At 63.2% G+C, this 21,929-nt stretch carries 21 protein-coding genes; 8 read left to right on the top strand and 13 right to left on the bottom strand.

Annotation, left to right across the window (positions count from 1 at the left end):
- The first annotated feature begins 93 nt into the window (after positions 1-93).
- Both QO033_RS09305 and QO033_RS09300 read left to right on the top strand, forming a co-directional pair.
- Entirely contained in the window at positions 94-1,320 is a 1,227-nt protein-coding gene (locus tag QO033_RS09305; protein ID WP_284480684.1) for an argininosuccinate synthase, read from the top strand.
- Between the two features lie 155 nt (positions 1,321-1,475).
- Positions 1,476-1,757 carry an SCP2 sterol-binding domain-containing protein gene (locus QO033_RS09300; protein WP_284480683.1) on the top strand — a complete coding sequence of 94 codons (282 nt, stop codon included), beginning with the start codon at positions 1,476-1,478 and terminating at the stop codon, positions 1,755-1,757.
- Positions 1,758-1,771: 14 nt separating this feature from the next.
- Here the strand turns inward: QO033_RS09300 and QO033_RS09295 are convergent, their stop codons facing one another.
- A complete protein-coding gene (locus QO033_RS09295) occupies positions 1,772-2,479 on the bottom strand; it encodes a sulfotransferase-like domain-containing protein (RefSeq protein WP_284480682.1) in 708 nt (235 codons plus the stop codon).
- Positions 2,479-3,387: a D-amino acid aminotransferase gene (locus QO033_RS09290; protein ID WP_284480681.1), complete on the bottom strand. Its 909-nt coding sequence runs from the start codon at positions 3,385-3,387 to the stop codon at positions 2,479-2,481. Before QO033_RS09290 ends, QO033_RS09295 begins: the two co-directional genes overlap by 1 nt.
- Positions 3,388-3,545: 158 nt before the next feature.
- On the opposite strand from QO033_RS09290, the gene QO033_RS09285 reads away from it, so the two are divergent.
- On the top strand, positions 3,546-3,752 hold the full coding sequence (locus tag QO033_RS09285) for a hypothetical protein (protein WP_284480680.1): 207 nt from the start codon (positions 3,546-3,548) through the stop codon (positions 3,750-3,752).
- 31 nt (positions 3,753-3,783) lie between these two features.
- On the opposite strand, the gene QO033_RS09280 is transcribed toward QO033_RS09285, so the two are convergent.
- Positions 3,784-4,659, bottom strand: a complete 876-nt coding sequence (locus tag QO033_RS09280) for a ribokinase (RefSeq protein WP_284480679.1) — start codon at positions 4,657-4,659, stop codon at positions 3,784-3,786.
- A gap of 4 nt (positions 4,660-4,663) precedes the next feature.
- Positions 4,664-6,919 carry an NADP-dependent malic enzyme gene (locus tag QO033_RS09275; RefSeq protein ID WP_284480678.1) on the bottom strand — a complete coding sequence of 752 codons (2,256 nt, stop codon included), beginning with the start codon at positions 6,917-6,919 and terminating at the stop codon, positions 4,664-4,666.
- 153 nt (positions 6,920-7,072) lie between these two features.
- Here QO033_RS09275 and mutS point away from each other — a divergent pair, with 153 nt between their 5' ends.
- Complete coding sequence (mutS, locus tag QO033_RS09270) at positions 7,073-9,694, top strand: DNA mismatch repair protein MutS (RefSeq protein WP_284480733.1); 2,622 nt, start codon at positions 7,073-7,075, stop codon at positions 9,692-9,694.
- Positions 9,695-9,824: 130 nt separating this feature from the next.
- Here mutS and QO033_RS09265 read toward each other — a convergent pair whose 3' ends face one another.
- Entirely contained in the window at positions 9,825-10,388 is a 564-nt protein-coding gene (locus QO033_RS09265; protein ID WP_284480677.1) for a nucleotide exchange factor GrpE, read from the bottom strand.
- A 9-nt stretch (positions 10,389-10,397) separates the two neighbouring features.
- Positions 10,398-11,465 carry a heat-inducible transcriptional repressor HrcA gene (gene hrcA, locus QO033_RS09260; protein WP_284480676.1) on the bottom strand — a complete coding sequence of 356 codons (1,068 nt, stop codon included), beginning with the start codon at positions 11,463-11,465 and terminating at the stop codon, positions 10,398-10,400.
- A 123-nt stretch (positions 11,466-11,588) separates the two neighbouring features.
- Between hrcA and rph the strand changes: the two genes are divergently transcribed.
- Genes rph through QO033_RS09240 form a run of 4 tightly spaced genes read left to right on the top strand, consistent with a single transcriptional unit; the run spans position 11,589 to position 14,417 of the window.
- Positions 11,589-12,302, top strand: coding sequence for a ribonuclease PH (rph, locus tag QO033_RS09255; RefSeq protein ID WP_284480675.1), 714 nt, complete (start codon positions 11,589-11,591; stop codon positions 12,300-12,302).
- The gene (gene rdgB / locus QO033_RS09250) at positions 12,299-12,910 is read left to right on the top strand and encodes an RdgB/HAM1 family non-canonical purine NTP pyrophosphatase (RefSeq protein ID WP_284480674.1); all 612 of its coding nucleotides are present in this window, start codon (positions 12,299-12,301) and stop codon (positions 12,908-12,910) included. The genes rph and rdgB overlap by 4 nt, the downstream gene beginning before the upstream one ends.
- Complete coding sequence (hemW, locus tag QO033_RS09245; protein WP_284480673.1) at positions 12,891-14,060, top strand: radical SAM family heme chaperone HemW; 1,170 nt, start codon at positions 12,891-12,893, stop codon at positions 14,058-14,060. The genes rdgB and hemW overlap by 20 nt, the downstream gene beginning before the upstream one ends.
- A gap of 3 nt (positions 14,061-14,063) precedes the next feature.
- Positions 14,064-14,417 carry a YbaN family protein gene (locus QO033_RS09240; protein ID WP_284480672.1) on the top strand — a complete coding sequence of 118 codons (354 nt, stop codon included), beginning with the start codon at positions 14,064-14,066 and terminating at the stop codon, positions 14,415-14,417.
- On the opposite strand, the gene QO033_RS09235 is transcribed toward QO033_RS09240, so the two are convergent.
- The 7 genes from QO033_RS09235 to QO033_RS09205 all read right to left on the bottom strand — a co-directional run bounded on the left by QO033_RS09235 (position 14,407) and on the right by QO033_RS09205 (position 21,808).
- Entirely contained in the window at positions 14,407-15,300 is an 894-nt protein-coding gene (locus tag QO033_RS09235) for a ParB/RepB/Spo0J family partition protein (RefSeq protein ID WP_284480732.1), read from the bottom strand. The two genes, QO033_RS09240 and QO033_RS09235, sit on opposite strands and share 11 nt — an antisense overlap.
- 20 nt (positions 15,301-15,320) lie before the next feature.
- Positions 15,321-16,130 (bottom strand): ParA family protein, encoded by an 810-nt coding sequence (locus tag QO033_RS09230; RefSeq protein WP_284480671.1) that lies wholly within the window; start codon positions 16,128-16,130, stop codon positions 15,321-15,323.
- Positions 16,123-16,743 (bottom strand): 16S rRNA (guanine(527)-N(7))-methyltransferase RsmG, encoded by a 621-nt coding sequence (gene rsmG / locus QO033_RS09225; RefSeq protein WP_284480670.1) that lies wholly within the window; start codon positions 16,741-16,743, stop codon positions 16,123-16,125. Before rsmG ends, QO033_RS09230 begins: the two co-directional genes overlap by 8 nt.
- A complete protein-coding gene (mnmG, locus tag QO033_RS09220) occupies positions 16,740-18,608 on the bottom strand; it encodes a tRNA uridine-5-carboxymethylaminomethyl(34) synthesis enzyme MnmG (protein ID WP_284480669.1) in 1,869 nt (622 codons plus the stop codon). The genes rsmG and mnmG overlap by 4 nt, the downstream gene beginning before the upstream one ends.
- A gap of 12 nt (positions 18,609-18,620) precedes the next feature.
- Positions 18,621-19,907 (bottom strand): tRNA uridine-5-carboxymethylaminomethyl(34) synthesis GTPase MnmE, encoded by a 1,287-nt coding sequence (gene mnmE, locus QO033_RS09215; RefSeq protein ID WP_284480668.1) that lies wholly within the window; start codon positions 19,905-19,907, stop codon positions 18,621-18,623.
- Between the two features lie 28 nt (positions 19,908-19,935).
- Positions 19,936-21,207, bottom strand: coding sequence for a transcription termination factor Rho (gene rho, locus QO033_RS09210; RefSeq protein WP_284480667.1), 1,272 nt, complete (start codon positions 21,205-21,207; stop codon positions 19,936-19,938).
- Positions 21,208-21,358: 151 nt separating this feature from the next.
- The gene (locus QO033_RS09205) at positions 21,359-21,808 is read right to left on the bottom strand and encodes a CopD family protein (RefSeq protein ID WP_284480666.1); all 450 of its coding nucleotides are present in this window, start codon (positions 21,806-21,808) and stop codon (positions 21,359-21,361) included.
- Between the last annotated feature and the right edge of the window lie 121 nt (positions 21,809-21,929).

The raw sequence follows: 21,929 nt of genomic DNA, 5'->3' as shown, positions 1-21,929 counted from the left end.
ATGCACCCGGTCGATCGACGCATAGCCGCCCCGCCTTGCTCCTTTGATGAAAACCGGCTACGCCGCTTCCGTCATTCTATTAGAGGGAACCCCATGTCCGCCCCCAAGAAAGTCGTTCTGGCCTATTCCGGTGGCCTCGACACCTCGATCATCCTGAAATGGCTGCAAACCGAATATGGCTGCGAGGTGGTGACCTTCACCGCCGACCTCGGCCAGGGGGAGGAGCTGGAACCCGCCCGCAAGAAGGCCGAGCTGCTGGGGATCAAGCCCGAGAACATCTATATCGAAGACGTCCGCGAAGAATTCGTGAAGGATTTCGTCTTCCCGATGTTCCGCGCCAACGCGGTTTATGAAGGGCTCTATCTGCTGGGCACCTCGATCGCGCGGCCGCTGATCTCCAAGCGTCTGGTCGAGATCGCCGAGGAAACCGGCGCCGATGCCGTCGCCCATGGCGCCACCGGCAAGGGCAACGATCAGGTGCGTTTCGAACTTTGCGCCTATTCGCTGAACCCGGCCATCAAGGTGATCGCCCCCTGGCGCGAATGGGACCTGACCAGCCGGACCAGGCTGCTGGAATTCGCCGAGCAGAACCAGATCCCGATCGCCAAAGACAAACGCGGCGAGGCGCCCTTCTCGGTCGATGCCAACCTGCTGCACACCTCCTCTGAGGGCAAGGTGCTGGAGAACCCGGGCGAAATGGCGCCCGACTACGTCTATCAGCGCACCGACGATCCGGTGACCGCACCGGACACCCCGGAATATATCGAAGTGACCTTCGAAAAGGGCGACGCCGTCGCCATCAACGGGGTCGAGATGTCGCCCGCAACCATCCTGACCGAGCTGAACGCCTATGGCAAAAAGCACGGCATCGGCCGGCTGGATTTCGTCGAGAACCGCTTTGTCGGCATGAAGTCGCGCGGCATCTACGAAACCCCCGGCGGCACCATCCTGCTGGAGGCCCACCGCGGCATCGAACAGATCACGCTGGACAGCGGCTCGGGTCACCTGAAGGACTCGATCATGCCGCGCTATGCCGAGCTGATCTATAACGGCTTCTGGTTCAGCCCGGAGCGGGAGATGCTGCAGGCGCTGATCGACAAATCCCAGGAATATGTCAGCGGCACCGTGCGGCTGATGCTGTTCAAGGGCGCCGCCCGCACCGTGGCGCGCTGGTCGGATTATTCGCTTTATTCCGAAGCGCATGTGACCTTCGAGGAAGACGCCGGTGCCTACGATCAGAAGGATGCGGCGGGCTTCATCAACCTGAACGCGCTGCGGCTGAAACTGATCTCGGTCCGCAACAAGCGGGTGAAAGGCTGACGCCTTCCCTCAACGTCACCGTTGAAGCAATCCGGAATGCCCGTCTTTCTGAAGGCGGGCATTTTCTTTGGGGATATTGCCACGCACTCGGACGCGAACCTCTGTTTCCAGGATCAGAGACCTGACCGACAACGCCCCACAACCGGAGACCACAGATGCTGACCCAGATCGCCGAGGCCATCAACGCAGAGCTTGCCGGCAAAACATTCGACGGATCGCTGAAATTCGACTGCGGCGAAGATGGCGTTCTGGTGCTGGCGGACAACCGCGCCAGCACCGACGATCGCGATGCCGATTGCACCATCAAACTCAGCACCGAGAACCTGAAAAAGCTGCTCAAGGGCAAGCTGAACCCGATGACCGGGGTAATGATGGGCAAGCTCAAGGTCAGCGGCAACCCCGCAGTGGCAATGAAGCTGGGATCGCTGCTGAAATAGAGCCTGATACGGGGTTATCCGGGCAAAATCCGCTTGGCTGCCAGCTCCTCGTAGTAGGGCAGCGCCGCCTCGGCCAGGGCGGCGGCGGTGCCCTCCAGCTGCGGCAAGGGTCCCTCTGCCCCCGCGAAACCGGTGGAGCGATGCACCGCCCCGTACCAATGCGCCGCCCAGACACCATCCTCGGCCCGGGGCCCGGCCGGCCAGTGCAGCATCGCCGGATCGAACGCCAGCCCGATCTCGGCACAGAGTGCCCGCAGCATCCCCTCCGGGTCCGCCCGGATGTCGGCACTGTCGATCACCAGGCCCGGGAACCGCGCGAACAGCTCCACCTGCTGGCGAAAACCGATATCGTCCAGCGTCGGGTTTTCCCGCTTGGCCGCATAGCTGGCCACCACGCGCGCCGGATGGCGCAGCAGATGCACGTTGACGCAGTCCGCCGCCCAGTCCAGCGGGAAACCGTCGATCATGTGCAGCGGCATATGCTTCATGTAGAAATGCGGCTTTCCCCCCGGGATAGGGCCGATACAGCGCGCCGCCACCTTGTCTGGGTCGCTTTCATGCGCTGCCAGAATCTCCGCATACATCGGATGGTCGATGCCGGTGGCAGACAGATAGGGCGCATAGAACGGCTCGTCCCAGATGGCGAAATCCGCCCGGTTGCCGAAGGCATACATCATCGCGGTGGACAGATTCCGCGGCCCGGACCACATGGCAATCCGCATCAGGCGCACTCCTTCTCGATCAGCGCCTTGTAGAGCGCGCGAATGCGTTTGGTCATCGGCCCCATCTCTCCGCTGCCGATCTGGCGGCCGTCGATCTCTCCCACCGGCGTCTGGGCGCCGAAGGTGCCGGTCAGAAACGCCTCATCGGCGCCATAGGTGTCGACCAGCGAATAATTCCGTTCGAAAACCGGAATGCCATCGGACTTGCAGACATCGATCACCTTCTGCCGGGTGATGCCGTTCATGCAGTAATCCCCGGTCGAGGTCCAAACCTCCCCCTTCCGCACGATGAAGAAGTTGCAGGCATTGGTGGTATTCACGAAACCATGCACATCCAGCATCAGCGCCTCGTCCGCGCCGGCCTTTTCGGCGGCAATACAGGCGAGGATGCAGTTCAGCTTGGAATGGCTGTTCAGCTTGGGATCCTGGGTCATCGGCAGACCACGGATATGCGGCACCGTTGCCAGACGGATGGGCCGCGGGATCGAGGGCTGCGAATGCTCCATGATGATGGTCACCGTCGGCCCCTGCCGCGACAAGGCCGGATGCTGGAAGGGGCGCGTCTTGACCCCCCGGGTCACCATCAGCCGGGCATGGGCATCGGTGGTCATGCCATTGGCTTGTTGCGTCTCTAACAAAGCGTTTTTGACGCCATCCCGGTCCAGGCCGATATCCAGATCGATGGCTTTCGCCGCCTCGAACAGCCGGTCGAGGTGATCGTCGAGGAAGGCCCAGCAGCCATCGTACAGCCGCAGGCCCTCCCACACGCCGTCGCCCAGCATGAAACCGCTGTCGTAGACGCTGACGACGGCCTCCGCCTTGGGCACGATCCGACCGTTCAGATAGATCAGGATCTCCTCGTTTCTTGCGTCTTCCTCGGCCTGATGGGTGGTGATCTTATCGGTCATCGCGGGTCTCCTTTGGACCGAACGCTAGGCCCGGCGACCGGCGGCGCCAAGCGGTAAAATCCGCTCACCACCGCGTGAAGCTCTATGACAGCCCCTTGCCGCAGCCGCCGCGACGCGTCAGCCTGTTTTCACGACTTCGCTTGAGAAGGAGACGCGACATGCAACGGATCGAACTGCTGAAAACGCTCGCATTGATGGGCTTCATCGCTCTGGGCGCTGCGGCCAGCCATGCCGGGTTTGGCGATCACGCCCTGATCGCCCAGAACAATGGCGCAGTGGATCGGCCAAACGCCCCTGTCGTGATCTTCGTCGCCCATCCCGACGGCCAGCATCACTATATCCTGCCGCACGCCGATCTGGGCTGAGCCCTCGGGCCGGAGGGGTCTGGGCAAACCTTCAGCTGAAACGGGCGGCCAGCACGTCCTTGAGATCGGGGATCACATCTGCGGTGCCATGGCGAGTGACCATGATCGCCGCCGCGCGCATCGCCTGGGTGATCGCCTGTGGCATCGCCATGCCGCGATCCAGCCCTGCCAGCACATAGCCGGTGAATGTATCGCCGGCCCCGGTGGTATCGACGGGCGTGACCGGAACCGCCGGATAATCGCGGAATTCTCCAGAAACAGTGTCGAAATGCCGGGCGCCCTCTGCCCCCAGCGTCACGATCACGTCGCGCACCGGCAGTGCCGCCGGCGACAGCCCGGTCGCGGCCTCCAGCTGCGCCGCCTCCACCGCGTTCAGGATCAGCATGTCCAGATCGTCCAGAACCGCCTGAACCGCCGTCGCATCGAAGGGAGCAGCGGCATAGGCGGTGCGCAGCCCCAGATCGCGCCCGATCCGGGCGGCCAGTGCCTGACCGTTGGTTTCGTTCTGGATCAGCAGCGTGTCGCCGGCGCCGGCCTCGGCCAGGGCGGCCTGAATCGCCGTCTCCGGCACCGCACGATTGGCACCTGGAAAGATCACGATCTGATTTTCGCCGGCGGCGTCGACAAAGATCAGCGCATGGCCGCTCGCCCCGTCGAGACGCGCGATATGGCGGGTATCGACGCCGTATTCCAGCAGCCGCTGCACCATCCAGCCGCCATCTGCTCCCACCGCGCCGATATGGCGGACATGGGCGGCGGCACGGGCGGCGGCGACCGACATATTGGCCCCCTTGCCGCCCAGGAACCTGTCCATCGCCGTCGCCGCCAGGGTTTCCCCCGCTGTGGGCAGATGCGGTACGGCATAGATCAGATCGGCGTTGATCGACCCCAGGTTCCAGATCGCCATCGGATCAGCCGATCCCGCAGGCCGCCAGCACCGCCATGTTCAGGATGTCGTTGGCGGTCGACACGGTCGAACAGATCTGGATCGGCTTGTTCACCCCGGTCAGGATCGGCCCGATCACCGTGGCGCCGGCCATTTCCTGCATCAGCTTGACCGAAATGCTGGCCGAATGCCGGGCCGGCACGATCAGGATGTTCGCCGGCCCGGTCAGACGCGAGAAGGGATAGGATTTCTGCGCCTGCGCGTTCAGCGCCACATCCACGGTCATTTCGCCTTCGTATTCGAAATCGACCCCGCGGCGGTCCAGAACGTCAGAGGCAAGGTGCATCTTTTCCGCCCGTTCCGACACCGGATAGCCGAAGGTGGAGAACGACACGAAGGCCACCCGGGGGTCCAGCCCCATATGCCGCGCCACGCCGGCGGCGCGGGTGGCGATATCGGCCAGGTCCTCTTCGTCCGGCCATTCGTGCACCAACGTATCGCCGATCAGCACGATCCGGTTCTTGTGCAGCACGGCGGTGATGCCGGCGGCGCCATGGGCGGCATCGGCATCGAACACATGGTTGATCCGCTCCAGCACATGGGCCGATTTCCGCGTCGCGCCAGAGACCAGCGCATCGCCATGGCCATGCGCCAGCATCAGCGCGGCAAACACATGGCGATCGCGCGCCGCCAGACGGTGCACATCCTTCTGGTCGAAGCCCTTGCGCTGCAGCCGCTCGTAAAGGAAATCCTTATAAGCCGGCAGATGCGTGGTGTTGGCGGCATTGACCACCTCAAGCTCGCGCACCGCATCGCCCAGTCCGGCAGCTTCAAGCTTGGCCTTCACATCGTCGGACCGGCCCACCACCAGCGCCTTGCCGAAGCCGGAGCGCTGATAGGTCACCGCCGCCCGCAGCACGCGGGGATCGTCGCCCTCGGCAAAGATCATCCGCGACTGCGCCGAGCGCGCCCGCGTGTTCATGCTGCGCAGGATGCTGGCGGTCGGGTCCATCCGGCTCTTCAGCGTCAGCTCATAGGCGTCCATGTCGATGATCGGCCGCCGCGCCGCGCCGGTGTCCATCCCCGCCTTGGCCACCGCTGCCGGAATGCGGTGGATCAGCCGCGGATCGAAGGGGGTCGGGATGATGTAATCGCGTCCAAAGCTCAGCGCCTTGCCATAGGCCAGCGCCACCTCGTCCGGCACATCCTCCCGCGCCAGTTCGGCCAGGGCCCGGGCGCAGGCGATCTTCATCTCGTCGTTGATGGCGCGGGCGTGGATGTCCAGCGCGCCCCGGAACAGGTAGGGAAAGCCCAGGACGTTGTTCACTTGGTTCGGATAATCGCTGCGGCCGGTGGCGACGATGGCATCCATCCGCACCTCATGCGCCTCTTCCGGGGTGATTTCCGGATCGGGGTTGGCCATGGCGAAGATCACCGGGTTGTCGGCCATGGCGGCAACCATGTCCTGGGTCACCGCGCCCTTGACCGACACCCCCAGAAAGACATCGGCGCCAACCATCGCCTCTTCGAGACTGCGCAGCTCGGTCTTCACCGCATGGGCGGACTTCCACTGGTTCATCCCCTCGGTGCGGCCCTGATAGATCACACCCTTGGTATCGCAGACGATGCAGTTCTCGTGCCGCGCGCCCATCCGCTTGAGCAGTTCGATACAGGCGATCCCGGCGGCGCCGGCGCCATTCAGGACGATCTTCACATCCTCGATCTTCTTGCCCGACAGATGCAGCGCGTTGATCAGACCGGCGGCACAGATCACCGCGGTGCCATGCTGGTCGTCGTGGAAGACAGGGATATCCATCTCTTCCTTCAGGCGCTGCTCGATGATGAAACACTCGGGCGCCTTGATGTCTTCCAGGTTGATGCCGCCGAAAGTCGGCCCCATCAGCTTCACCGCCCGGCAGAATTCCTCAGGATCCTCGGTATCGAGCTCGATATCGATGGAATTCACATCGGCGAAGCGCTTGAACAGCACCGCCTTGCCTTCCATCACCGGTTTCGAACCGAGCGCGCCGAGATTGCCCAGCCCCAGCACCGCGGTGCCGTTCGAGATCACCGCCACCAGGTTGCCCTTGTTGGTGTAATCATAGGCGGTTTCGGGGTTTTCCGCGATCGCCTCACAGGGCACCGCCACGCCGGGAGAATAGGCCAGGCTCAGATCCCGCTGGGTGGTCATCGGCACGGTCGCGCGGATCTCGAACTTGCCCGGGGTGGGTTCGAGATGGAAGGCAAGTGCCTCTTCGTCGGTGATCTTAGACTTGGCCATGGTGACTGTCTCCTCACAGGGTCGCGGGCTGTCTTATCCCAGCGCCCCGGCCTTCTCAACGCTGCGTTTTCGCCTTTCGCCCCCCGGGAGGCATTTGTAAGGTCGCCGACGTCCGCCAGAGAGAGGAGCCAGACCTTGACCACCGTCACGCCGATGATGGCGCAATATCTCGAAATCAAGGACCAGCATTCCGACGCGCTGTTGTTCTATCGCATGGGCGATTTCTACGAGATGTTCTTCGATGATGCGGTGGCCGCCTCCGAGGCGCTGGATATCGCGCTGACCAAGCGCGGCAAACATGCGGGCGAAGATATCCCGATGTGCGGCGTGCCGGTTCATGCCGCCGAAAGCTATCTGCTGACGCTGATCCGCAAGGGCTTTCGGGTTGCCGTCTGCGAACAGATGGAAAGCCCGGCAGAGGCGAAGAAACGCGGCTCTAAATCGGTGGTTCGGCGCGATGTGGTCCGTCTGGTCACCCCCGGCACCCTGACCGAGGATTCGCTGCTGGAAGCACGGCGGCACAATTTCCTCGTCGCCTATTCCGAGATCCGCGATCAGGCAGCGCTGGCCTGGGCCGATATCTCGACCGGCGCCTTTCACGTGATGCCGATCACCCCGGTGCGGCTGTCGCCCGAGCTGGCCCGCCTGGCGCCGTCGGAACTGGTGCTGCCCGAAACGCTGGAACGCGAGAAACACGCCCTGGTCTCGGATCTCGGCATCGCGATGACCCCGCTGGCCCGCGCCAGTTTCGATAGCACCGCGGCGGAAAAGCGCATCTGCGCGCTGTTCAACGTGAACACGCCCGAAGCCTTCGGTACGTTTTCCCGGGTCGAGCTGTCGGCCATGGGCGCGCTGATCGATTATCTGGACATCACGCAAAAGGGCAAGCTGCCGTTGCTGCAGACACCGCAGCGCGAAGCGCAGGACCGCATCGTCCAGATCGACGCCGCCACAAGACGCAACCTGGAACTGACCCGCTCCCTCTCCGGCGGGCGGGCCGGATCGCTGCTGTCGGTGATGGACCGGACCGTCACCCCCGGCGGCGCCCGGCTGCTGGAACAGCGGCTGTCCAGCCCCAGCCGGGACCTGGCGGTGATCCACGCCCGTCAGGACGCCGTCACCACCTTTGTCGAGGACAGCAGCTTTGCCGCCGATCTGCGCGACCGGTTGAAGAAGACACCGGATATGGACCGGGCGCTGTCGCGGCTGTCGCTGGACCGGGGCGGCCCGCGCGATCTGGCCGCGATCCGCAACGCATTGGGTCAGGCCGCCGATATCGCCGCGCTCTGCACCACGCGCGACCTACCCGATCACCTGACCGGCGCCACCGCGGCCCTGGTCGGCTTCGACGACCTTTCTGCCTTGTTAGAGACTGCTCTGATCGCCGAACCGCCGCTTTTGGCCCGCGATGGCGGTTTCATCGCCGAAGGCTACGATCCCGATCTGGACGAGGCCCGCACCCTGCGCGACGAAGGCCGCTCGGTCATTGCCCGGTTGCAACAGAAATACGCCGAACACACCGGCGTCTCGTCGCTGAAGATCAAGCACAACAATGTGCTGGGCTATTTCATCGAAACCACCGCCACCCATGCGGCGAGGATGCAGGCGCCGCCGCTGTCGGAGACCTATATCCACCGCCAGACCACCGCCAACCAGATCCGCTTCACCACCGTGGAACTGTCGGATCTCGAAACCCGCATCCTCAACGCCGGCAATCGCGCGCTGGAAATCGAAAAGCGGCTCTATCAAAGCTTGTCAGAGGCGGTTTTGGCCTGCGCCCCCGACCTGAACGCCGCCGCCCGTGGCCTGGCGGAGCTCGATCTGGCCACCAGCCTGGCCGATCTGGCCCGGGCCGAGGGCTGGAGCCTGCCACGCATCGACAGCTCCCGCGCCTTCCGTATCGACGGCGGCCGCCACCCGGTGGTGGAACAGGCGCTGCGCCAGCAGGGCGATGGCAATTTCGTTGCCAACGACTGTGACCTCTCGGCCGAGGACCGCGCCGCGATCTGGCTGCTGACGGGCCCCAACATGGCCGGTAAATCCACCTTCCTGCGACAGAACGCGCTGATCGCACTGCTGGCCCAGATCGGCAGCTACGTGCCGGCCGATGCTGCCCATATCGGTCTGGTCAGCCAGATCTTCAGCCGTGTCGGTGCCTCCGACGATCTGGCGCGCGGCCGCTCCACCTTCATGGTCGAGATGGTCGAAACCGCCGCCATTCTCAACCAGGCCGATGACTGCGCGCTGGTGATCCTCGATGAAATCGGCCGCGGCACCGCCACCTATGACGGGCTGTCCATTGCCTGGGCGACGCTGGAACATCTGCACGACGTCAACCGCTGCCGCGCCCTCTTCGCCACCCATTATCACGAGATGACCCAACTGGCCGGAAAGCTCACCGGGGTGGAAAACGCCACCGTCGCCGTGCGCGAATGGGAGGGTGAGGTGATCTTCCTGCATGAGGTGAAAAAGGGCGCCGCCGACCGCTCCTACGGGGTGCAGGTAGCGCAGCTCGCTGGCCTGCCCGCCTCGGTCGTGGCCCGCGCCCGGGTGGTGCTCGACGCGCTGGAACAGGGCGACCGCGAAGGCCACGGCAAGGCGAAGGCGCTGATCGACGATCTGCCGCTCTTCGCCGCCGCGCCGCCGCCGCCGCCGGCGCCCGAACCGCAGACATCGGCGGTGGAGGCGCTGCTGGACCAGATCCACCCCGACGATCTCAGCCCGCGCGACGCACTCGATCTGATCTACCGGCTCAAGGAAGCCGGGCGCGGCTGACAACAAAAAGGCGCCCCCAGGGGCGCCTTCCTCATCCTCTCGCTCTGCCGGTCCGGGCCTGATACGGGGTCTTTTTCTGGCCCCAGATATCCCCGCCGGAGGCACGCGCCCCAGGGGGGGCGCGTTCCGATCACGACGCCGGGGTCGACGACACGCCCACCTGCGCCGGGCGCAGCAGCCGGTCGTGCAGCAGGAAACCTTCCGCCGCCACCTGGATGATATCGCCGGCCTTGGTACCGGGCACCGGGGCCTCGAACATCGCCTGATGCAGCTGCGGGTCGAATTTCTCACCCACGGCCGGGGACACCAGCTCGATCCCATGCTTGCCGAAGACGTTCAGCAGCTCGCGCATGGTCAGTTCGATCCCCTCGATCAGCGCGGCGGAAACCTCACGCTGTTCATCGCCCGCGGCCTCCAAGGCGCGTTTCATGTTGTCGTAGACCGGCAGCATGTCGCGGGCCAGTTTCGAGCCGCCGTATTGCTCCGCCTCGCGACGCTGCTTGTCGGCGCGTTTGCGGGAATTTTCCGCATCCGCCAGCGCCCGCATGAACTTGTCCTTGTAGTCGTCCCGCTCGGCCCGCAGGGCGTCGATCTCAGCGGCGTCGGCGTCAATTTCAGCCATTTCCTCAGAAAGCTCCTCCGCCTCGGCGGCTTCGATATCGTCCAGAAAATCGTCGTTCTTGGGCTCTGCCATATGTCACCTCTAACTCCGGTCGGAGATCAACTTGCCGACCAGTTGTGCCGTATAATCCACGATCGGAACGATACGGCCGTAGTTCAGGCGGGTGGGTCCAATCACCCCCACCGCGCCGATGATTTTTCGATCCGCGTTCATATAGGGAGAGACCACCAAAGAGGAACCCGAAAGTGAGAAAAGTTTGTTCTCCGAACCGATAAAAATCCGCACCCCCTCCCCCTCTTCGGTGAGGTCGAGGAACTGCTCGATATCGCGCTTGCGCTCCAGATCGTCGAACAGGGTCCGGATCCGCTCCAGCTCGTCGCCATAGCCCTCTTCGGCCAGCAGATTTGACCGGCCGCGCACGATCAGCCGGGCCGAATCGCCCTCGCTGTCGTCCCAGACCGCCAGGCCGCTCTCCACCATCGCGCGCGCCAGGCTGTCGATCTCCTGCCGCCGCGCCGCGATCTCGCGCTGGATCACCTCGCGCGCCTCGCTCAACGTGCGCCCCTCGATCAGCGTATTGAGGAAATTCGCCGCCTCGCGCATCGAACTGGGCGTCTGCCCCGGCGGTGGCGTGAACAGCCGGTTTTCGACATGGCCATCAGCCATCACCAGCACCACCAGCGCCCGGTCCGGCGCCAGAGACACGAATTCGATATGGCGCAGCTCGGCCTCATGTTTCGGCGACAGCACCAGAGAGGCGCCATGAGTCACCCCCGATAGCGCCGCGCCGACCCGGTCCAGGAGGCCGCCGACATCCTTGTCATTGCCCGATGACAGGGTCGCATCGATCATGTCTCGATCCGAGGGGTTTAGGTTGCGCACCTCGAGAAAGCCGTCGACGAACATCCGCAGCCCCATCTGGGTCGGCACCCGACCGGCGCTGACATGCGGGCTGTCCAGCAGGCCCAGGTATTCCAGGTCCTGCATCACGTTGCGGATCGTCGCCGCGCTGACCTTTTCGCTCAGCGATCGGGCCAGGGTGCGGCTGCCCACCGGGTCGCCGCTGTCCAGATAGGACTCAACGACCAGACGGAACACCTCGCGTGAACGGTCGTTCAGCTCTTCCAGAAGTTTCGTCGCTTCGTTCATCCGCTTTCCCATGGCGTCCTGCCATCACAGACCAATTGGCACGAAGGTCGTTCAGGGGTCAATCGGGGTTGCATACCGGGGCTGCCGGACGGTATCCCGACCCTGTGTAACAAAGGAATTCCCATGCGACCCTCTGGACGAGATTTAAGCGAACTTCGCCCGGTTTCAATCGAAACGGGTGTGACAAAACACGCCGAAGGCTCCTGTCTGATCCGGATGGGCGATACCCACGTGCTGTGCACCGCCACCATCGAGGAACGCGTGCCGCCCTTCATCAAGGGCTCCGGCCTCGGCTGGGTCACCGCCGAATACGGCATGCTGCCGCGGTCGACCAACACCCGGATGCGCCGCGAGGCCGCCAGCGGCAAACAGGGTGGCCGCACCGTGGAAATCCAGCGGCTGATCGGCCGCGCCCTGCGCGCCGGCGTCGATCGCGTCGCCCTGGGCGAACGCCAGATCACCATCGACTGCGACGTGATCCAGGCCGATGGCGGCACCCGCTGCGCCTCGATCACCGGTGGCTGGGTGGCCCTGAGGCTGGCCGTCAACAAGCTGATGAAGGCCGGTGACGTGCTCTCTGATCCGCTGATCGACCCGGTCGCTGCCGTCAGCTGCGGCATCTACGCCGGCCAGCCGGTGCTGGATCTCGACTACCTCGAAGACAGCGATGCCGGCGTCGACGGCAACTTTATCCTCACCGGCTCCGGCCGTCTGGTCGAGGTGCAGATGAGCGCCGAAGGCTCCACCTTCACCCGCGCCCAGATGGACGAATTGCTCGACCTCGCCGACAAGGGTGTGCAGGAACTGGTCGCGCTTCAGAAGGCCGCCACCGAATGACCCGCAAATTCACCGGCGACCGGCTGCTGATCGCCACCCACAACAAGGGCAAGCTGGAAGAGATGGAAAATCTTCTGGCGCCCTTCGGAGTGACAGTGGTCGGTGCTGCGGCGATGAACCTGCCGGAACCGGAGGAGACCGAGGATACCTTTGTCGGCAACGCCCGGATCAAGGCCCATGCCGCCGCCAAGGCCACCGGCCTGCCGGCGCTGTCGGACGATTCCGGCATTACCATCGACGCGCTGGACGGCGCCCCCGGGGTCTATACCGCCGATTGGGCCGAAACCCCCAACGGGCGCGATTTCATCATGGCGATGACTCGCACCCATGATGAGCTGGAGGCGCGAAATGCACCGCATCCCCGCACCGCGCAATTCCGCTGCACCCTGGTTCTGGCCTGGCCGGACGGTCACGACGAAGTGTTCGAAGGCGTGATGCCCGGGCAGGTGGTCTGGCCGATGCGAGGCAGCGAAGGTCACGGCTATGACCCGATCTTCGTGCCCCAGGGCTATGACATCACCTTCGGTGAAATGGACCGCTGGGAAAAGAACAAGATCAGCCATCGTGCCAAGGCCGTGGAGGCCTTCGTTGCCGGCTGTTTCGGCTGAGGACTGGCGCAACGGGGGCTTTGGCCTCTATGTGCATTGGCCGTTTTGTCAGGCCAAGTGCCCCTATTGCGATTTCAACAGCCATGTATCCCGTGAAATCGACCAGACCGCCTGGGTCAGGGACTATCTAAGCGAGCTTCGGCGCACCGCCGCCGAAACCCCGGGCCGGGTGCTGAACGCGATCTTCTTCGGCGGTGGCACCCCCAGCCTGATGGCGCCCGAGACCGTCGCCGCAGTGATCGACGCCGCCCGCAGCCACTGGCCCTTTGCCAATGACATCGAGATCACGCTGGAGGCCAACCCGGGATCGGTCGAGGCCGGACGCTTTGCCGGCTATCGCGATGCCGGGGTCAACCGGATTTCCATGGGGGTGCAGGCGCTGAACGATGCCGATCTGCGCCGTCTGGGTCGCATCCACACGGTGGCAGAGGCCCGCGCTGCCTTCGATATCGCCCGGGCCTGCTTTGACCGGGTCAGTTTCGATCTGATCTATGCCCGTCAGGAGCAGAACCTGGCCGACTGGCAGGCCGAACTGCGCCAAGCGCTGTCGATGGCGGTCGATCATCTGTCGCTCTATCAGCTGACCATCGAACAGGGCACCGCCTTCGGCGATCGCTACAATGCCGGCAAGCTGCGCGGCCTGCCCGACGACGACCTGGCTGCGGATATGTACTTTGCCACGCAGGAGATCTGCGAGGCTGCCGGCCTGCCCGCTTATGAGGTATCGAACCACGCCCGCCCCGGCGCGGAATCACGGCACAACCTGATCTACTGGCACTATGGAGATTACATCGGCATCGGACCCGGCGCCCATGGCCGGATCAGCATTGCGGGCCAACGCTTCGCCACCGAATGCCACCGCGCGCCCGGCCTGTGGACGCAGGCGGTTGCGGTGGGATCCGGCGAGTCGGTCAGGACCGTGCTGTCCCCGCAAGATCAGGCAAACGAATACCTGATGATGGGTATGCGCCTGAAAGAAGGTCTAGATATGGGGCGTTTCGCCGCGCTATACGGCGCCCCCTTGCCTGCCGAGAGAATGGACTATCTCTCAGATCTGGGCATGATCGAGGTGGATGGAAACCGGTTGATGGTGACCGAGGACGGCTGGCCGATCCTCAATGCTATCATTCGGGAGCTTTTGGCGGGGTAACCCATGCGCTTTCTCTGGGCGGGACTTGGACTGATCAGCGTCGGGCTGGGGATTGTGGGCATCTTTCTGCCCCTGCTTCCCACCGTGCCCTTCATGCTGCTGGCGGCCTTCCTGTTTTCCCGCTCGTCCCCGCGGCTGCACAACTGGATTTTGTCGCACAAGACCTTTGGGCCACTGATCGAGGATTGGAATCGCTCCGGCGCGATCCGGCCGCGGGCAAAGCGGCTGGCCACGCTGTCCATTGTCGCGGTTTTCCTGGTCTCGGTGGTGCTGGGCGTGCGGCCGCTGATCCTGCTAATCCAGGCCGCCGTCCTCGGCGCGGTTCTGATCTTCCTCTGGACCCGGCCTAGCTACTGAGGCGGGAGCAGATCTCGTCCAGTTGATCCAGCGTTTCGTATTTGATGCTGATCTGCCCGGCTTCGCCACCCGGCTTGTGATCAATCACCACCTTCATCCCCAACATCGCCGACAGATCGCCTTCCAACGCCTTGGTGTCGGCGTCCTTCTCGGCGGCAACCGGCTTCGGCCGCGCCGGGCTCGCCACATCGCCGCGCTGTTCCTTCTTGACCAAAGCCTCGGTCGCGCGCACCGACAGCGCGCCACGCACCACCTGTTTCGCCAATTCCGAGGCTTTGTCCGAGGTGATCAGCGCCCGGGCGTGACCCGCAGAAAGCTGACCGTCCTTGACCATTTCCTGCACGTCGCCGGGCAGCGACAGCAGTCGCAGCAGATTGGCGATATGGCTGCGGCTTTTCCCCAGCGCCTCGGCCAGCCGTTCCTGAGTGTGGCCGAACTTGTCCATCAGCTGGCGATATCCCGCCGCCTCCTCCACCGCGTTCAGATCGGCGCGCTGGATGTTTTCGATAATGGCGATTTCCAGCACTTCGGTATCGTCGAAGTCGCGCACCAGCACCGGCACCTCATGCAGCTGCGCCTTTTGCGCCGCCCGCCAGCGCCGTTCCCCGGCGACGATCTCGTAGTCCTCGCCCTTCTGACGCACGATCAGAGGCTGAATAACGCCCTTTTCCTTGATCGAGGCAGTCAGATCGTCGAGATCCTCGGGATTGAAGGTACGACGCGGCTGGTCGGGATTGGGCTTCAAGCGCTCGATCGGCAGCATCTGATCCGGGCGCCGCGGTCCCTGATCCGCAGTTGCCACGGGATCGGGAGTGACATCCGCCATCAGCGCCGACAGCCCGCGGCCGAGACCCCGGGGTTTGTTTCTTTTGTTCTCTGCCATCATGCCTCTCTCCCCACCGCTTAGGCGGCGATTTTTTCGTGTTTTCCGATCAATTCGCGCGCCAGAGCGCGATAGGCCACCGCCCCTTGCGAATTTGAATCGTAATTCAGCACCGGCATGGCGTAGGACGGCGCCTCGCTCACCCGGACGTTGCGGGGGATCATGGTCTTGAACACCAGATCGCCCAGATTATCGCGTGCGTCCTTTTCCACCTGCTGCGACAGGTTATTCCGCCGGTCGTACATCGTCAGGATCACACCTTCGATCCGCAGCTCGGGATTCGCGGTCTGGCGCACTTCCCGGATCGTCAGCATCAGCTGCGACAGCCCTTCCAACGCGAAAAATTCGCTTTGCAGCGGCACCAGAACCGAATGCGACGCCACCATGGCGTTGACCGTCAGCAGGTTCAGCGACGGCGGGCAATCAATCAGGATGTAATCCCAGGCGAATCCGTCCATGGCCGGCTGTCGCAGCGCGTCGTGCAAAAGAAAACTGCGCTTTTCGTTCGACATCAGCTCAATATCGGCGGAGGACAGATCAACCGTTGCCGGCACGATCGCCAGCCCGTCAATATCCGTGGCATGAATGACCTCAACCAGCGGTACATCTTCGACCAGCAGCTCATAGCTGGTCATGTCGCGGTCTTCGGCTTCGATTCCCAGCCCGGTCGAGGCATTGCCCTGCGGGTCCAGATCCACCAGAAGCACCCGCTTCCCGCATTCGACCAGCGCTGCGGCCAGGTTGATCGCCGTGGTGGTCTTGCCCACCCCACCCTTCTGGTTGGCGACGGCGATGATTTTCGGCCCCTCGGGGCGGGACAGATCAGCCACGCGACACTCCTTCGATTTTCAAAATCACCGCATCGGGTTCTGTCTTACTGGTAATCGGCTGAGCTGAGAAATTCCATCGCCGGCGCGCTTGTTCACATTCTTTTCCCCAGGAAATTCCTTTCGGGAACAATGCCGTGCCGGTTGACTTCAAATGCCGCTCCGCAAAGCCCAACAAAGCATCGAGATCGGCCAGCGCCCGCGCCGAGAGGATATCCGCCTGCTGTGGCGGAACCGATTCGATTCGGTCGGAGAGAACCTTGCAGGCCACGCCACATTCCCGCGCGGCGGTGCGCAAAAAGGCCGATTTGCGCTGATCGCTTTCGATCAAGGTCACCGCCAGCTCCGGCGCCTCTTCTGCGGCGAGGATGGCAACGATGACACCGGGAAATCCGCCACCGCTGCCCATATCCACCCATTGGCCCTGCGGCCTCACACAGCGGAAAACCTGCACCGAATCCACGATATGGCGGGTCCAGAGGTGCTCAAGGCTGGCACGGGAGACCAGATTGATCTTCGGGTTCCACTTTTTCAGAAGCTCGGCGAAGGTCTCCAACCGCGACAATGTTTCACGTGAAACATTGAGCTCTTCCAGCAGCGCCCCTGCCCCCCTCATGCCCGCCGGGCCTCTGGACCGCGCCGCAGACGAGACAGCAGCAGCGCCAGAGCCGCCGGCGTCATCCCATCGACCCGCGCGGCTTGCGCCAGGTTTTCGGGCCGGGCACGTCCAAGTTTCAGCTTCAGCTCATTCGACAGCCCGTCGATCTCGCCATAATCGAAATCCTGCGGGATGGTCCGCGCCTCGTCCCTCCTCAGGGCATCGATATCTTTCTGCTGCCGGGAAATGTAATTCGCATAGAGTGCTTCCCGCTCCAGCTGGCGCCGCGTGTCGCTGTCCACCGCCTCAAGCTCGGGGTCCAGCGGCAAAACATCCTCGAATCCGACATCCGGGAAGGCCAGAACATCCATCCCGCTGCGTCGCGTTCCGTCCTGATTGACCCGAATTCCGGCCTCTGCCACCTGTTTCGGCGTAAAGCTCTGCCCGATCAGCCGCGACCGCGCCTGATCCAGCCGCTCCATCTTGTCGATAAAGGCGGCTTCGCGCCCGACGCCGACACAGCCAAGCTCCATCCCCAGCGGAGTCAAACGCTGATCGGCGTTATCAGCGCGCAGCGACAGGCGGAATTCGGCACGGGAGGTGAACATCCGATAGGGTTCAGCGACACCACGGGTGGTGAGATCGTCGATCATCACCCCGATATAGCTGTCGGAGCGGCGGAAGACGACCGGTTCCCGTCCCTGCACCGCGAGCGCCGCATTCAGCCCAGCCACCAGGCCCTGCGCGGCAGCCTCCTCATATCCTGTGGTCCCGTTGATCTGCCCCGCAAGATATAGGCCGGGCACATCCTTGACTGAGAGTTGAAGGCTCAGCGCCCGCGGATCGACGTAATCGTATTCGATGGCATATCCCGGCTGCAGGATCACCGCATTCTCCAGCCCTGCGATAGAGCGGACATAAGCCTCCTGCACGTCTTCTGGCAGAGAGGTCGAGATACCGTTGGGATAGACCGTGTGATCATTGACCCCTTCCGGTTCCAGGAAGATCTGATGCGAGCTCTTGTCGGCGAAACGCACGATCTTGTCTTCGATCGAGGGGCAGTAGCGCGGCCCAACCCCTTCGATATGCCCGCCATACATCGCGGATCGGGACAGGTTCCGTTCGATGATCTCATGCGTACGCGGATTGGTATGGGTGATCCCGCAGGAAATTTGCGGTGCCTGAACCGTCTTGGACAGGAAGGAAAACAGCACCGGATCATCGTCCCCGGGCTGCGTTTCCAGACCGTCCCAGGCAATGGTGCGCCCATCTAATCGCGGCGGCGTACCGGTCTTCAGCCGACCCAACGGCAGATTGAACCCGTCCATCCGCTCCGCCAGCGGGACAGAGGGGCGGTCCCCCAAACGTCCCCCCGGGCGGCGGACATCACCGATATGGATAACACCGCGCAGGAAGGTGCCAGAGGTCAGAATCACCGCCTTGGCCGGAATCTCCGATCCATCCGCGAGAACCACGCCAGCGACGCGATCCCCCTGCATCAGGAAATCGACAGCTTCTCCCTCGACAATCTCCAGCCCCGAACGCGCCTCGGTCTCTGCCAGCATCGCCGCACGATAGAGCGCCCGATCGGCCTGGGCACGCGGCCCCTGCACCGCAGGGCCCTTGCGGCGGTTCAGCAGACGAAACTGAATACCAGCCTTGTCGGCGATTCGCCCCATCACCCCATCGAGCGCGTCGATTTCGCGGACCAGATGGCCTTTACCCAGCCCACCAATGGCCGGATTACAGGACATAACCCCCAGATCTGCCCGCCGCAGCGTGACCAGTGCGGTGCGAACACCCATCCGCGCCGCCGCATGGGCGGCTTCCGCCCCCGCGTGACCGCCCCCGATCACAACCACATCCATGTCCGAATGTTTCACGTGAAACACTCCTCACTTACCCAGGCAGAAACTGGCGAAGATTTCGTCCAGCAGATTTTCGACATCGACGCGGCCAACCAGAGATTCAAGCGCTCGAATCGCGTTCCGCAGTTCTTCTGCAGCGATATCATACATCTCAGGGCCGCGTTCAAGAATGCTCCGAGCCGCATCGAGACCGGCGCGCGCCCGCTCCATTGCCGCGCGATGACGGTCCCGCGTCGCAATCCCGGCAGAAGCAGATCGATCCGACAGTTCACGACCGATTTCCGCCACCAGCCAATCCAGCCCCTCTCCCGTCAGGCCAGAGATGGCGCCGGATTTCTCAGTCAACCTGTCCGCCTTGGGACGGGCCCGGATATCGCCGGCTCGCCAGGCAACCTCCAGCTCCTCTCCCGGCTCTGCCAGAAACACCCGCAGATCCGCCGCCTCTGCCCGCTTTCGCGCCAAAGCGATCCCCATCCCTTCCACTGCATCTTCGGTATCCCGCAGACCTGCGGTATCCAGAAGGGTCACGGGCAGCCCGGCCAAATCCATCCAGACTTCGATCACGTCGCGCGTGGTCCCGGCGTGTTCCGAGGTAATCGCCGCCTCTCGCCCGGCCAGCGCATTCAGCAGCGTCGACTTCCCGGCATTGGGTTTGCCGATGATCGCCACTTCGAAGCCTTCGCGAATCCGCTCGGCCATGCGAACACCGGCGGTTTCACGTGTCAGATCAGCATCGACCCGGTCCAACAGCTGTCGCACCTCCGGCGTGACATCCGTTGGCACCTCTTCATCGGCAAAATCGATCACGGCCTCGATCAGCGCGGCGGCGCGGATCAGATCACGGCGCCAGCCCTCAGCCAGATCTCCCAGCGCACCCTGCAGCAGGTGATGCGCCTGTTTGCGCTGTGCTTCGGTCTCTGCATCGATCAGATCGGCCAAGCCTTCGACCTGCGCCAGGTCGAGCTTGCCATTTTCCAGTGCGCGTCGGGTGAATTCACCCGGCTCCGCCAGCCTCAGCCCCGGAACCCGCCCCAGTGCAGAGAGGATTGCCGAAACCCCAGCCACACTGCCGTGCACCTGCAGCTCTGCCACATCTTCGCCGGTGAAACTGGCCGGCGCCGCAAAGGTCAGGACCAGCCCATCGTCCAGCGCCGCGCCGCTTTCATCGCGCAGCGACCTGAGCGTCATCCCCCGCGCGGACAGATCCCCCCCCCCCAGCCGCGCTGCAGCTGCATGGGCCAGCGGGCCGGAAATACGGATGACGGCGACGCCGGCCTTGCCCCGGGACGTGGCCAAAGCGAAGATCGTATCCATCGCCGGGCTCCACGCGGAAAATCCGCGCTCAGGTGTTCATGGAATCGAAGAATTCCGAATTCGACTTGGTCTGCTTCAGCTTCGACAGCAGGAATTCGATCGCGTCGGTGGTCCCCATCGGGTTGAGGATGCGGCGCAGAACAAAGGTTTTCTGCAGATCGACCTTGTCGACCAGAAGATCCTCTTTCCGGGTGCCGGACTTGAGGATGTCGATGGCCGGGAACACCCGCTTGTCGGCGATCTTGCGATCCAGCACGATTTCGCTGTTCCCGGTGCCTTTGAATTCCTCGAAGATCACCTCGTCCATGCGGCTGCCGGTATCGATCAGCGCGGTGGCAATGATGGTCAGCGACCCGCCCTCTTCGATATTCCGCGCCGCGCCGAAGAAGCGTTTCGGTCGCTGCAGCGCGTTGGCGTCGACACCACCGGTCAGAACCTTACCCGAAGAAGGCACCACGGTGTTGAACGCCCTACCAAGTCTGGTGATCGAGTCGAGAAGGATCACAACATCTCGTTTATGCTCGACCAAGCGCTTGGCTTTCTCGATCACCATCTCCGACACAGCGACGTGGCGGGTTGCCGGTTCGTCGAAGGTCGAGGACACCACCTCCCCCTTCACCGAACGCTGCATATCGGTCACCTCTTCGGGCCGTTCATCGATCAGCAGGACGATCAGATAGCACTCGGGGTGATTTTTCTCGATCGAATGGGCGATGTTCTGCAACAGAACCGTCTTACCGGTCCGCGGCGGCGCCACGATCAGCGACCGCTGGCCTTTCCCGATCGGGGCGACCAGGTCGATCACCCTGGCCGAACGGTCCTTGACCGTCGGATCCTCGATCTCCATCTTCAGCCGTTCGTCGGGATAAAGCGGCGTCAGGTTGTCGAAGGCAATCTTGTGACGGGCCTTTTCGGGCGGCTCGAAGTTGATCTTGGTGACATTGGTCAGCGCGAAATAGCGTTCGCTTTCGTTCGGCGCCTTGATCTGCCCTTCGACGGTGTCGCCGGTGCGCAGCGAATACTGCCGGATCATGTCCGGGCTGACATAGATGTCATCGGGGCCCGGCAGATAGTTCGCCTCAGGCGAGCGCAGAAAGCCGAATCCGTCCTGCAACACTTCCAGCACGCCATCGCCGCCGATTTCCCAGCCTTCATCGGCCAGTTCGCGCAGGATCTGGAACATCATCTCGCCCTTACGCATGGTCGAGGCGTTTTCGATCTCCAGATCCTCGGCCATCGCCAGAAGATCCTTCGGGCTCTTGGCCTTGAGGTCGGAGAGATTCAGGGATTCGGTGGTCATGATACTATGGTCCTTGAACCCCGCTGGACGCGGAGGCTGTGATCATCGACTTCTGGAAAATACGCCGCCCGGACGGGCGAGTTGCGCGACTACATAGTGAAGTCGCAGAGCTGAGTCAAATCTGGATCTGATCGGCGCATCGAAGCGACAATCAGAACTTCACGATCACCGACAGCACGATCACCACCATCAGCAGCGTCGGAACCTCGTTCATCATCCGATAGCGGCGCCCGGTCAGGGTATTCTCACCCGCCCGGAACCTCCGGCCCTGCTGTCCCAGCCAGAGGTGAAACAGCGTCATCGCGATCACGGAAATGCCTTTGGTCCAGGGCCAGACCCGGGTCCAGTCGACGATCCCCGGGGTGATCACAAGAAGCAGCCCGCAAACCCAGGTCACATACATCGCCGGATGCATGATGAAGCGATAGAGCTTCTCTTCCATGGTGAAGAAGATTTCAGGTGCCCCGTTCACCTTCTCAGCCTGTTCCACGTGATAGACGTAAAGCCGCGGCAGATAGAAGATCCCAGCCATCCAGGACAGCACTGCCATGACGTGCAGGGATTTAATCCAGGGATACAGGATGATCAGGAAATCGCTCATGGCTGCCTCGCGCCGCTCGGGTGGTGTCTTCCTAATAATAAGAAAGAAAAGAAGAAAGGATGATGATTAAGTAGGGGGTGCGACATCGGTGGATTATTCATCTGTCCGGCCAGTTATCCAC

It is taken from the genome of Pseudodonghicola flavimaris (assembly GCF_030164425.1).
In the GTDB taxonomy this organism is placed as follows: Bacteria; Pseudomonadota; Alphaproteobacteria; order Rhodobacterales; family Rhodobacteraceae; genus Pseudodonghicola; species Pseudodonghicola flavimaris.
Note: the sequence above shows the minus strand (reverse complement) of the source record. Positions and strands in the feature narration are given on the sequence as shown.